We start from the raw sequence: 12,592 nt of genomic DNA on the forward strand, positions 1-12,592 counted from the left end.
ATGCGGCCGTGCACTCGCCTATCGCGCGATCGCGCTGCGCCAACCGCCAAGTAGTACGTAGGCAATCGCCGCAGCGGCGCACGTTCCGTTGAAAGATCGCCGCTGCAGCGTACCCGGCGTTGTCGATCAGTACGTGTAGCCCAAGGTCAGCATGTAGGTGCGCCCGGTTTGCACATAGGCACCGTCGGCGCCGGGATCGTAGGCCATGTAGCGCTTGGACTTGCCCTGCGTTTCGTAGAACGTGGCGGCATTGAGCAGGTTCTTTGCCGATACACCGACATCGATATGGTGCGGCAGGTGATAGGTCGCGTTGAAATCCAGCGACTTCACCGGCTGCAGGTAGTAATTGAGACGGTCGGTGGTGAGTCCCAGCAGTTGCAGGCCGGTGTAGTTGTAGCTCAGGTCCGTGCGCAGGTGCGTGTCGTCATAGAACAGATCCAGGTTGTAGATGCGCTCCGGTGCGCGCGGCAGCCAGGTCGTTTCCGGCTGGTCGCTGCGTTTGCTATCTGCCTGGCTGTGCTGCAGCGTCAGGTTGGCGGTGACGCCGAAATTGCTCCAGAGGCCGGGCAACTGCTGCAGCCGCTTGCTCGCTGCCAACTCCAGCCCATAGAGCTTTGCGGTGCCGCCATTCTGCGGCATGGTCACCGGCACGCCATTTTCGAAAGTGGTGCCGGTTGGCACCAGGCCGCCCAGGGTGCTGTCGTTGCTGGTGGCCGATTGCGAGGTATAGATGAAGCCATTGATGCGCTTGTAGTACGTCGAGGCGCTGAGCACACCGCCCTGGTGGTCATAGAATTCGGCAGACAGGTCGGCGTTGTCGGCGGTGCTCGCCTGCAGGTTGGGGTTGGGCTTGGAGATGCCGACCACCCTCTGGGTGTCGTCGATCGAATACACCGTCTCGCCGGAAATCAGCCCGAACGCCGGGCGGCTGAAACTGCGGCGCAACGACGCGCGATAGACGGTGAGATCGTCCGGCCGATAGTTGACGCTGATGCCCGGCAGAACTTTACCGTAGGTACTGCCGCTGCCGACGAAACGGCCGGTGCTGCCATCGCCGCTGGATTGCCAGGAGTCGGCCGAATACTGGGTCAGTTCGTAACGCACGCCGGGCAGGATGCTCACCTTGCCGATATGCAGCGCTGCCATCGCATAGCCCGAATAGATCGCCTCGGTGCTGGAGGTGGTGTTGGCGTTGTAGTCGTTGGCGGTATAGATGCCTGCGCCGTTCGGGTCGTCGACGTACTTGTAAGGCAGCGCCTGCGCGCGCATCCAGCCGCGATCCAGCAGCTTGAACGGCCCCGCGTAATGACCGTCGAATGCGTTGTAAGTGATGCGGCCGGGAATCGCGCTCAGCGGCGGGCCGCCGGCGGTGGGAAACGTGTAATTGGGGCCGCCAAAGTACGGGCCGTTGGTGACGAAGTTGCCATCCTTGTGGAAGAACGGGTGGTCATAGGCATCGCGCTCCGAGTGATCGGCCGACAGGCCAAGTTTGACGCTGTCCAATACAGCGCCATCGACCTGGTACGCGATATCGGTATGCGCGTTGAAGCGGTTATCGTGGCTGCCGGCGTCGTGGCCCTGCACCTTCCACAACAGCGAAGAATCCAGGTTGTAGAAGAAGTCCTTCAGCGCCGGCGAGCTTGGACCGATGCTCGGGTAGGTGGGGTCGCTGAGGTCAAAGGCGAAGCTGCCCGGGGTAAACCCGTACAGGCTGGCCGACACGTAATCCGGCCGGCTGCGGGTGCCGCGTCCGAACGAGGTGCCGTAGTCGATGTGCAACCGATCGAGCGTGGTCTGCCCGCCCAGCTGCAACGTGGCCAGGGTCTCGTCGATATCGTGCGTATTGAAGTACCCACCACGCACCGCCGTGGGCTGGTTGCGATAGGTCTCCAGGCGTGCACTGGACTGGTCCTGCGTGCCGGTCACGCCATAACTGCCGTAGATGGCACGTGCATACAGCGCGCTGGTGTCGCCCTGCCAATCCAGCGACAGGTTGCCGCCATAGCGTTCGATCTGGCTGGTGTACAGGCTGTATTTGTAGCGGGTGCTGATCAACGGGCCAACATCGCGCAAATCGGTGGCCGCAGCGAGCGCGGGGTCGGCGGGCACGTATTTGCTGTTGGGCGCCGGGGCCTGCGCCATGTTGTTGTTCTTGCCGTAGTAGGCTGATGCGTAGATGCCGAAGGCATCGCCTTGCCCGAACTTCCAGGCCAGCTCCTGCTGGAAGGTGCCGCCGCTGTCCTTGCCGCCCAGGTGGTTGGCCAATGCGTTGAACTGGCCTTGCGCGGTGCTCTTGGCATAGACGTCCTGGTCGAAATCAAACGCATTGGGGGTGCGCATGTCGATCGCACCGCCGATCGAATCGCCCGGCATGTCGGGCGTGGGCGATTTGGAGACCTGCACCGACTGGATGCCGAACGGTGCCAGCATGTTCAAGGAGATGGCGCGCGTCGAGGAGTCGGTTTCCGGCATGCCGAACCCGTTGAGCGTGTATGCGTTATAGCTGGCGTCCATGCCGCGGATGCTGACGTAAGCGTTCTCGCCGGTGGTGGCCTGGCCAAGATGCATGTCGCTGTAGGACGACAACCCCGGCATGTGCGCCATCACATCGGCAATGCCGCCGGAGGGAATCGCATCGATCTGCTGCTTGCTCATCACGCTGTTGACGCTATTGGACAGGCGCTGTTCGTTGAGCGAGCCCGGCGCCGCAGCGTGGGTGGCTTGCACGTTGACCGAGTCCAACGTGGTGGTGGTCATCTCTGCAGCACACGCAAGCGATGGTGCGCAAAGCACCGCGGCAATGGCGCAGCTCAAACGATGGAAGGGGCGGAAAGACTGCATGGTGGGGCTCGCGTGATTAGAAGGGGAAGCTCGCGCCCGATAAGCGGGTGCGGTGATAGATTGCCGACGCCTTCCATTGCGACCGGTCTGCTGCGTCGGTGGCTTGCGCCTGCGCGCGGTGGTGCGCTCAGTGATGCAGGTCGGTGCCGTCGCAATGCGCGCTTGTTCGCTGCGGATTGCAACGCGCCACCGCGTCGCCGTTGAAGCGAACCACGTAGCCGTTATCGGCCGGCTCATTGATCGGGAAGTCGGTACTGAGCAATTGCGCGCCGCTGGCCAGCATGGCGTCGCGCCGGGCGGTGTCGTTGTGCTGCGCTTCCTTCAAATCCGCATCGGCACGCGTACGCACCAGATAGCCGGCCCTGACCAGCTTGGTGATGTCATCGGCAGGGCCGTCGTTGAGCTCGACGAAGGCTGCATCGTCTTCGCCCGGCACCGCATTGGTGAAACACACCCGGCCGCGCAGCGACGGGTGTCCGGGCAGGTAGCTGGCGCCGGCAACGCGTTGGTCGAGCAGAAACACCACCTTGCCGCGCGCCTGGGCCAACGATGGCCAGCCGTGCGCGAGCACCGCCGCATTGAGCGTCGGCGCGCGGCCGCGTACCTGATCGGGACTGATGTATTCGCCGGCGTGGAAGACCGAACGCACTTCGGCATCCAGCGCATCCATCGCCTTTGCATCGAAGGGTTCGGGTTGCACGCTGGGAAACGCCAACTGGATCGGCGCCTGCTTGGTTTCGAGCAGGATGAAGATAGGGACGTGGTCCGGATGCTGCTTCGACCATGCGCGGATTTCCTGCAGGCATGCAATCAAGGGTTGGCAATTGCTGCGCTGATCCAGATCCTGCACATGCATGACCTTGAAGCCGGGCCTGTCCATCACTCCAGTGGGCGCGCTCGCCGGTGCGGTCGGCAGCCCGGCCTTGGCGATCTGCGCGACGATGGCCGGGTGTGCGTAGCGCCCACCCTGTGCATCGGCGAAGACGTCCAGTTCGAGTTGGCGCACGCCATCGTCAAGTTGCTGCGTCAAGGCGGGATGGCGGTAATCCAGTGCGGCAAACAGGGCCGGGTCCAGTTGCTTCAACAACGCCGCTTCGCTGGGCGCAAAGCCGGCGTGGTAGCTGTTGTGGCTGCCGATGTACTGCAGGTCGGTCAGGCGCGGCGCGGCTTGCGCGACGAGACTGCTCAGCAACAAGGCGGTAAAAATGGCGGCTTGCGAAGTTGTTCTTCGCTGTTCGGGCATCAACTTCGTTTTGCGATTGATGCCTGATGTAACAGCAGTAAATGCGTGAAAAAGATGCATGCAGCACAGCCGGAAAGCGACGAGGTCGCCATCATCACGGCCCAGTTTGACGCATATCTTTCCGCTGTGTGTCCGTGATGCGTCAGTGCGTGCCGCGGTGTGTTCGTGCCGGTGGCAGATCGCGACACTGTTTCTTCATGACGCGGCGGTCTGCCGCAATGCATAGGTCAGCAGCCGCGCCTGCAGGCGATCGCCAAGGTTGTTCGGCGCATCCAGTGCCATGCGTTGCAGGCAGGCGATAGCGTTAGCATCCGACGCGTCGCGCGTGAGCAGTGCGCGGACCACCGTGGCGATCTTTCCGCCAGTGCTGGCGGTTGCGCCTTTGAGCCAGCCCAACGCGGGCAGCAGGCGCTGTTCGATCTTGGTGAAGTCGCTGCCGAGCGGGTAATCGGGCAAGCTGCCGTCGCGTCGAAATGGCGCCAGCGCCTGTTCCAGTGCCCGTGGAGTGTTGCGCTGCGCGCGTAGCGTCAATTCCGGCGCGATACGCAGCTTGCGCGACCGTTCCGCCTGGGCAAGCAGTTCACCCTGGAAGCGGGCATCGCAGATGGCGGCCATTTCCAATACACAGTCCTGATCGGTCTTGTGGCGCAGGTCGGCGATGCCGTATTCGGTGATGTAGAGATCGCGCAGATGGCGTGGAATGGTGGTGTGGCCGTAGTTCCAGCGCACGTTGCTTGCGGTGTGTGCGCCAGCCTCGCGCGTGGCGCGCAGCATCAGGGCACTACGTGCCTGCGGCAGTGCATGCGCCATCGCCACGAAGTTGTATTGCCCGCCAACCCCGGACACGATGCGGCCATCTTCCAGCCCGTCGGAGACTGCCGCACCCAGCGCGGTCGCCATCATGCAGGAGTTGAAGAAGCGTGCATCCTTGCGTTTCAACCGGTTTAACGTCTCGTTGCCGCCGTAGAGCTGATTGATCTCGCTGATACGGCGCATGCCGATCGCCGCGCGTGTCGATGCATCCAGATCGCGCAACCATTGATAGAACGCGGGCGAGCCGAGGTAGAACACGCCATGCAGGAACTCGCCTTCGCCAACAAGCCGTGCGTGGTCGGCTGCGTCGGCGCTGCCATCGGCAATGCGCTGCATCGGCGGCAGGTCGTCATGCACCTTGCGACGGATCACGCCGCTGTCCACCAATTGCTTGAAGCCTTCATTGAGCATCTCGCTGCAGCCGTACAAGCCGATGGCGAACGGCTCCAGGCCGCCGCTGGCCTGCACGGCCGGGTGCTGCTCCAGTGCCGGATCCAGCGCGTGCAGCACGCGGCGATAGGTCGCGTTGTCGGTATGCCGCAGCACCAGCGCATGGCTCAGTGCATCGGCCAGCGTGCCGATGCCAATCTGCAAGGTGCCGCCATCGCGCACCAGGGCACTGGCATACAAGCCGATGGCGTAGTCGACGCTGGTCACCGCTTGCCGCGGCAAGCCGAACAGCTGTGGAAACGGGCCTGGCAAATCGATGATCAGATCGAAGAACGCGGCATCTACCGCTGCGGTGCCTCCCATCCATGGCAACTGCGGATCGACTTCCGCCACCAGCATCGGGCGCGGCAAGCCGAGTGCCTGCACAGCATCCAGCGTGTCCTGGGTGATGTCGTTGTTGCACGACAACGACAGCCGCGTGCTGCCCGGTTCGCGTGCCACTTTTTGCACGATCAGGTTGGGCGCGCGTTGCGCCACCGCTGCGGCGGCATGCGTGTAGTTGAGGCTCGTGTAGTCGGCCTGGGCCTGGGTGGAATGCAATAGCCCGCCGGACTGCATGTAGAACTCTTCCACCTGCACATGCGCGGGCAAGGCATCGCGCAGCATGGCGTCGACATAGGCAAGGCGAGGGAAATCCTCGCCAAAATGACGCGCGATGAACGGTGCGGCAAAGCGCGCCTGGAGTCCGGCACCCGGGCTGGGGGGATTGAGCGAGAGCGCCGTGTAAATCGCCAATGGCCGCGACGGCGAATCCTTGAGCTGTGCGTAGAGCGCGTTCAACAGGCGGTGCGGCTTGCCGATGCCCAGCGGCGCGCCCACGCGCAGCGGGCCGTCGATGCGTTGCAGGATCCATTCCACGGCGGCGCTCAGATCGGTGAGATGCTCGGTCATCGGCGCAGAGTAGCCGAGCCGGTCGCGTGCTGCCTGCATCCCGATACTCGTGCGCAATGCTCGGCCGCCATCAATGCGGGCGGATGTGGGGAGCCCAATTCGATCGCTGCTTGACAATCAATCTGTTTACGCGCGTAATCGATAAAAATTACGGATGTAATCGCATGCCGATCAGTGATGCCGAAGCGGTAGTGATGCACGTGCTCTGGGAGGATGCGCCGCGCACGGCAGAAGAGGTGATCGCCGCGTTGGCGCATACCGGCTGGGCCGAACCCACCATCAAGACCTTGCTGAATCGGCTGCTCACCAAGGGCGCGGTCGCGGCAGAGAAACACGGCCGCAAATATCACTACGCGCCCCTGCTGGCGCGCGAACAGTGGGTGCAGCAGCAGAGCGAAGGCTTGCTGCAGCGGCTATTCGGCGGGCGCGTTGCACCACTGGTGGCGCATTTCAGTGAACGCGGGAAACTCAGCGCGTCCGACATAGCCGAACTGAAGCGCCTGCTCAAGGAGTTGGACGATGCACCTTGACTTGCCTTTGCTGTTGCGCGTACTGCGTGCCTGGCTGGGCGCAACGGCGGCGTATGCGATCTGGGCCGCCGTGCCACTCGCCGTATTGGCAGCTGCAATACCGGGGCCGCCGATAGCGGCAGCGTTGTCGAAGATGCCGGCGATGGTCGCGATGCCGCTCAACCTGCAAAGCAGCGAACATGCATGGGCGGGACAACTGCTCGCTGTGTGGTTAACCGGTGGGGTCGCGATGGCCGTTGCGCTCTGGTGGCGACAGCACCGTTTCATGCGCCGCCTTGGTGTATTGCATGCGCTCGACGGCGAACTATGGGCGGCAACGCGCGATGTGGGCCTGCCGGTGTCTGTGGGTCTCTGGCGCCCACGCATCGTGCTGCCGATGGATTTCGATACGCGCTACAGCGCCGCCGAACGTACCTTGATCCTGGCCCACGAGCGTCTGCATCTGCGGCGTAGCGATCTGTATGCCAATCTGCTGGCGGCACTGTTGCTGTGCATCGGCTGGTGCAATCCGTTGATGCATCTGGCATGGCGCGCGTTTCGGCTGGATCAGGAACTGGCCTGCGACGCGCAGGTGCTGACGCGTTATCCAGGCAAGCGCCGCAGTTACGCCACCGCGATGCTCAAGACCCACTGTGGTGCCGGCTGGACGCCGACGGCCTGCCGTTGGAATGCGCCGCACGCGCTCACCCAGCGCGTGGCTGCATTGCTGAAGCCTGCGGTGGAGATGCCCCGCGCGCGACGCAACCTGCGCGTCGTGGTGGCAATGGCGGTGATGGTCAGTGGCGCCTGCTGGGCGTTCCAGCCTGCACGATTGCAGGGCATGCGCGTACCCGGCAATGCGCTGGATTTCCGCGCCATGCAGCCGCCCGGGTATCCGCCTGACGCGGTCGCTGCAGGCCTGGCGGGGTTTGTCGAACTGCAGATCGCAGTGAGCCCGACTGGAACGCCCGAGCATATCGCCATCATGCGCAGCACGCCGGCGGGCGTGTTCGATCAGACCGTGCTCGACGCAGCACGCCACTGGCGCTTCACACCTACGCTGGAGGATGGCAAGGCGGTCGCGTCGGAGGTACGCGTGCCGGTGAGATTCGAACTGGATCCACCAGAGACGGCATCGGCGGTTGCGGATATCCATTCCGGTACCGAGGCTACTGCACGCCCACGCCCACGCGCTGCCGACCGGTCCGAACCTGTTGCCAGCTGTGCACCTGCGGGATGCGCCTCACGCGGAGGGTTGCAATGAACCACCGCCTGATCGGCAGCCTCGCCCTGATGCTGGCCATGAGTAGCTGCGCCATGCGCCAACTCGCGGAACAGCAACCCAGCCAGCGCGAGGATTCGGTGGATCAACGCATGCTGCCTTCACAGCCGGACAGCGGCGGCGCTACGGGTGTCCAACCCTACACGCTAGCGCCGACACAACGCTTTCGCATGCCACGCGCGGTGCGCAGCGAGGCCCCGGTGCTGGCTGCCGATTCGCCGCGCCAGAGCCTGGCGCCCACCACGGTCTGCGCGCATCTCATTCTGAGCGCAGAGGGTGCGGTGCAACGCGTGGATCCGATGTCCGACCGCGACGAATGCGCCGCAGGGTTGCTGCCGGACAACGCAGACCTCATGCAAGCGGTGCGCACTACCGCGCTGCGATGGCAGTTTGTTCCGGCGGCGATGTGCACGTATGCATCAGGCATTGCGCAACCGGTAGCGCCAGACGACTGCACGAACGCCACCCAGATCGAGCCGGTACCGGTGACGCTGTCGTTCTCGTTCACCTTCGAGGTGCGGCAAGGCAAGGTGAGTGTGCGGACCGGGAAGGTGGTGCGATAGCTGCTGCAGCCGTTGCGCAGCGTGTCCCATTCACAACCAACGCTGCGCCGTCTTACAACGCGTCATACGCAAGCGCCCCATCAACGCCCACACCACCGTCAATCCAGCACGTGCACGCTGTCGGCAATGCGCTGTACTTCATCGGGGTTATGGCTGACGTAGAGCATCGGCAGGCGAATCTCGTCGCGCACGCGCTGCAGGTAGGGAATCAATTCTTCGCGGCGCGCCAGATCCAGGGCCGACAGCGGTTCGTCGAACAGCAGGATCGCCGGTTGCGCCAACAACGCGCGGCCAATGGCCACGCGCTGCGCTTCGCCGCCTGAGAGGTTGCGTGGCCGGCGTTGCAACAGCGGCGCGATGCCGAGCAAGGCCACCACATCGTCGAAGCCGAAGAGCGCCGTGCCGCGCGCATGCCGGCCGTAGCGCAGGTTGCGCCGCACATCCAGATGCGGGAACAGCCGCGCATCCTGGAACACATAACCGATCCGGCGCTGGTGCGTGGGCAGGTCGATGCCTTGCCCGGCGTCGTACAGGCAACGCCCATCGATACGGATATGCCCGGCCTGCGGGCGCACCAGGCCGGCGATTGCATTGAGCACTGTGGTCTTGCCCGCGCCGGAAGGCCCCACCAGCGCCACGACACGCGCATCGTCGTGGATGCGGATGCGGCGTTCGAAGGTGCCGCGCTGCAGCTGCAGGTCGATATCCAGCATCACGCGTCTTCGCGCGGATGCGGCCGACGCACCAGCCATTCGGACAGCAGCAGCGCCGCCAGCGAAATCGCCAGTGCCACCCCGGCCAGCCGCCAGATGCCCGATTCCATCCCCGGGACCTGCATCAGCCCGTAGATGGCCGATGACAAGGTTTGCGTTTCGCCAGGGATATTCGACACGAAGGTGATGGTGGCGCCGAACTCGCCAAGCGCCTTGGCGAACGCGAGCACCACGCCGGCGACCAGGCCTGGCCAGGCCAGCGGCAAGGTGATGCTGAAGAACACCCGCCACGGCCCGGCGCCCAGCGTGGCGGCGGCCGCTTCCAGGCGACGATCGGTGGCTTCGATGGACAGGCGAATCGCGCGCACCATCAGCGGAAATCCCATGACCGCGCACGCCAGCGCCGCGCCGGTCCAGCGGAAGGCGAACTGGATCCCGACGTGTTCCAGCAACCAGCTGCCCACCGGGCCCTGCGTGCCCAATACCACCAAGAGCGCATAGCCGGTGACCACCGGCGGCATCACCAAGGGCAGATGCAGCAGCGCGTCCAGCAGGGCCTTGCCCGGGAAGCGGCGCCGCGCCAACAGCCAGCCGCAGGCAATGCCCGGCGGCAGGCTGGCGAGCGCTGCCACGATCGCGACCTTGAGACTCAAGCCGATCGCGGTCAGCTCTTCCGGGGTAAACATCGACAAACGGTGTGCCTCAATCCTTCAACGAAAAACCACGGCGCGCAAAGATCGCCCTGGCCGGCTTGCTTCCCAGCCAGCTCACGAATGCGGCAGTGGCGGGATTGTTGCTGTGCTTCAACGCAGCAACCGGATACACGATGGCGTCATGGCTGTCCTCGGGAAAGGTGGCGATGACGCGCACCTTGGCGTCGGCGCGTGCGTCCGAGCCGTACACGATGCCCAGTGGCGCCTCGCCACGCGAGACCAGCATCAACGCCGCACGCACGCTTTCCGATTCGGCAAGCCGGTTGCTGACGCTGTCCCATTGGCCGAGCTTGCGTAGCGCGGCGGCTGCGTACTTGCCGGCCGGCACGCTGGAGGTCTGGCCCACGGCCAGGCGCCCGTTCTGCCCAAGCGCCTTGGCAATGGCGCCGGGCGCGCGTGGGTCGACGTGCAGCTTGCTGTTCGCCGGCGCGACCAATACCAGCGTATTGCCGAGCAGGTTGTGCCGCTGCGCCGGCAGCACCAGCCCACGCTGCTGCAGATAGTCCATCCATTCCAGGTCGGCCGAAAAGAACACATCCGCCGGTGCGCCCTGTTCGATCTGGCGTGCCAGCGCAGAACTGGCTGCATACGACACCCGTACCGGCGTGCCGGTCGCCTTTTCGTACGCGGCAGCGGCGTCGTCCATCGATTCTTTCAGGCTGGCGGCCGCAAACACCGTCACCGGGGCGGTCTGCGCACTCGCCAGCAGGGGCAACGCCAAAATCAGCGTGCACAAGGCGCGCTGCCAGAAACCGATCGTGCGCATCGAAAGCTCCTTACCAGGACAGGGCCCCGATCATAGCGGCTACGCGATGCGTACCGCGTGGCGAGCCGGCGCGCGCTACAGAACCACTCCGGTGCAACGCCCGGCCTGAAGATTCGTGTGCAGCGCCGGGCGGATCAACTTGGGCTCGGGCAAGGTGGCATCGCGCGCCTGCCGCTGCGCCACGAAGGTCTCCACGTCCACGCCGTCGCGTACGTGGATGTTGCTGCGCCGCTGCGCGCCGATACTGGTCTGATGCGCCACCGCACGCCCGCCCGGGCCGTAGTCGTGGCAGACGAACACGCGGGTGCTCTCCGGCAGCGCATACAGGCGCTGGATCGATGCAAACAGCTGGCGTGCATCGCCCCCGGGGAAATCGCAACGCGCCGTGCCCGCATCCGGCATGAACAACGAGTCGCCAGGAAACAGCGCATCGCCGATCAGATACGCAATGCTGTCGCTGGTGTGGCCGGGCACCGCGATGACGCGTGCTTCGATACCGCCAAGCTTGAAGCGCTCGTCATCGGCAAACAGATGATCGAATTGCGAGCCATCGGCGCGGAAGTCGTCCGGCAATGCGTACTGCGGGGCAAGGGTTCGTTGCACTTGGCAAATTCCCTCGCCGATGCCGATGCGCGCCTGCGGCCAGTGCTGCTTCAGCCACTGTGCCGCCGACAGGTGATCGGCATGCGCATGGGTTTCCAGCAGCCACTGCAACTGCCATCCGTGTTGCTCGATGGCGGTAAGGATGCCCTGCGCCGCCTGGCTGCCGATGATGCCGCTATCGGCCGCGTAGTCCAGTGCCGGGTCGATCACCGCCGCCGCACCGGTGGCCGCATCGGCGACCACATAGGTGAAGGTGTTGCTGTCGGCATGAAAGAAGGCAAGTATCTGGGGCTGCATCGGCGTCTCCACGTCAGGGGCTGGCCAGTGCCGCGTTGAGGATGGCGGCGAGCCGGTCACCCGCGATGCGCAGCTGGGTTTCGGCGATCGGGCGATAGGTGGCGATGTAGGTGGCGGGCAGCACGTGCGCGCTCGGATAGACGCCTGGCGTGACGGCGATCTTGCACGAAGCCTGCGCCCATGCCGCAGCCGGTGGTGGCAGGGCAGCAGACACCGCAGTGGCAGCCGGCAATGCCAGCAAGCGTTGCAGGTACGCATCGTCGCGCAGATGGCGGTCGTTGAGCATGCCGCTGTCCCACAGCGAATGCAGGTTGCTGCCCTTGCCGTCGATCTGCAGCTGGAAGTCGTTGCCGCCCTTGTCGTGCGCATAGCCGGCGTGCATCGGCTGATGGATGTCGCCGACGAAATGCACCACGAACTTCAAGGCCTGGCGGCGTACGTCCAACGGCTGGGTGCGATCTGCGAGCAGGGCGGCTTGCTGGTCGAGCGCGGCGATCACGCAGTTGCCGTCCGGGCAGTCGCGCGGCGGCGAGTACGCGCAGTCGTGTTCGCCCAGGTTGACGTAGTGCCACGGCCCTGAGCGTTTGCCAAGGTCGGGGTCGTGCTCGCGCAACTCATCGGCCCACGTGGCCACGCCGTGCAAGGTCGGGTCCGGCTCGCCGGCCAGCAATTGCGCCACCTGCGCACGTGCCTGCGGGCTCAGTTCGGTTTCGGCGATGCGCGCCACCAAGCGGTGGCCTTGCAGGCCCCAGGCCAAGGCGGTGGTGGGCTGGATCGCGGCGGCCATTGCCGTCGCAACAACGAATGCAGAGAGGGAAAGTGTCTTCATCCGGCGATTGTACGCATCGCTCCGGGACGGTTTGATGGCCATTCCGGAGCTGCGACAGCCACGCCTCAGGATGGTGCCG

Annotated in this window: 11 protein-coding genes; 3 read left to right on the plus strand and 8 right to left on the minus strand. The window is 64.7% G+C overall.

What is annotated here, in order from left to right:
• Positions 1 to 126: 126 nt before the first annotated feature.
• From J7367_RS06940 to J7367_RS06950, 3 genes are all read right to left on the minus strand, one after another.
• The gene (locus J7367_RS06940; protein ID WP_057659649.1) at positions 127 to 2,841 is read right to left on the minus strand and encodes a TonB-dependent receptor; all 2,715 of its coding nucleotides are present in this window, start codon (positions 2,839 to 2,841) and stop codon (positions 127 to 129) included.
• Positions 2,842 to 2,968: 127 nt separating this feature from the next.
• Positions 2,969 to 4,144, minus strand: coding sequence for a phosphatidylinositol-specific phospholipase C1-like protein (locus tag J7367_RS06945; protein ID WP_007965541.1), 1,176 nt, complete (start codon positions 4,142 to 4,144; stop codon positions 2,969 to 2,971).
• 135 nt (positions 4,145 to 4,279) lie between these two features.
• Positions 4,280 to 6,238 (minus strand): acetyl-CoA hydrolase/transferase C-terminal domain-containing protein, encoded by a 1,959-nt coding sequence (locus J7367_RS06950; RefSeq protein WP_057659677.1) that lies wholly within the window; start codon positions 6,236 to 6,238, stop codon positions 4,280 to 4,282.
• 164 nt (positions 6,239 to 6,402) lie between these two features.
• On the opposite strand from J7367_RS06950, the gene J7367_RS06955 reads away from it, so the two are divergent.
• The 3 genes from J7367_RS06955 to J7367_RS06965 are packed head-to-tail and all read left to right on the plus strand — an operon-like array spanning position 6,403 to position 8,592.
• Complete coding sequence (locus J7367_RS06955) at positions 6,403 to 6,768, plus strand: BlaI/MecI/CopY family transcriptional regulator (protein WP_022558587.1); 366 nt, start codon at positions 6,403 to 6,405, stop codon at positions 6,766 to 6,768.
• Complete coding sequence (locus J7367_RS06960; RefSeq protein ID WP_057659647.1) at positions 6,758 to 8,011, plus strand: TonB family protein; 1,254 nt, start codon at positions 6,758 to 6,760, stop codon at positions 8,009 to 8,011. Before J7367_RS06955 ends, J7367_RS06960 begins: the two co-directional genes overlap by 11 nt.
• On the plus strand, positions 8,008 to 8,592 hold the full coding sequence (locus J7367_RS06965) for a hypothetical protein (protein WP_057659645.1): 585 nt from the start codon (positions 8,008 to 8,010) through the stop codon (positions 8,590 to 8,592). Before J7367_RS06960 ends, J7367_RS06965 begins: the two co-directional genes overlap by 4 nt.
• A 98-nt stretch (positions 8,593 to 8,690) precedes the next feature.
• Here J7367_RS06965 and modC read toward each other — a convergent pair whose 3' ends face one another.
• From modC to J7367_RS06990, 5 genes are all read right to left on the minus strand, one after another.
• Positions 8,691 to 9,305 carry a molybdenum ABC transporter ATP-binding protein gene (gene modC, locus J7367_RS06970; RefSeq protein WP_007965549.1) on the minus strand — a complete coding sequence of 205 codons (615 nt, stop codon included), beginning with the start codon at positions 9,303 to 9,305 and terminating at the stop codon, positions 8,691 to 8,693.
• Entirely contained in the window at positions 9,305 to 9,991 is a 687-nt protein-coding gene (gene modB, locus J7367_RS06975; protein WP_007965551.1) for a molybdate ABC transporter permease subunit, read from the minus strand. Before modB ends, modC begins: the two co-directional genes overlap by 1 nt.
• A 16-nt stretch (positions 9,992 to 10,007) precedes the next feature.
• Complete coding sequence (gene modA / locus J7367_RS06980) at positions 10,008 to 10,784, minus strand: molybdate ABC transporter substrate-binding protein (protein ID WP_007965553.1); 777 nt, start codon at positions 10,782 to 10,784, stop codon at positions 10,008 to 10,010.
• A gap of 75 nt (positions 10,785 to 10,859) precedes the next feature.
• Positions 10,860 to 11,684: an MBL fold metallo-hydrolase gene (locus tag J7367_RS06985; RefSeq protein WP_057659674.1), complete on the minus strand. Its 825-nt coding sequence runs from the start codon at positions 11,682 to 11,684 to the stop codon at positions 10,860 to 10,862.
• A 13-nt stretch (positions 11,685 to 11,697) separates the two neighbouring features.
• Complete coding sequence (locus J7367_RS06990; RefSeq protein WP_057659644.1) at positions 11,698 to 12,471, minus strand: S1/P1 nuclease; 774 nt, start codon at positions 12,469 to 12,471, stop codon at positions 11,698 to 11,700.
• Positions 12,472 to 12,592 lie beyond the last annotated feature (121 nt).

The sequence above is a fragment of the Xanthomonas sp. D-36-1 genome (assembly GCF_017746155.1).
GTDB lineage: Bacteria > Pseudomonadota > Gammaproteobacteria > Xanthomonadales > Xanthomonadaceae > Xanthomonas > Xanthomonas cissicola.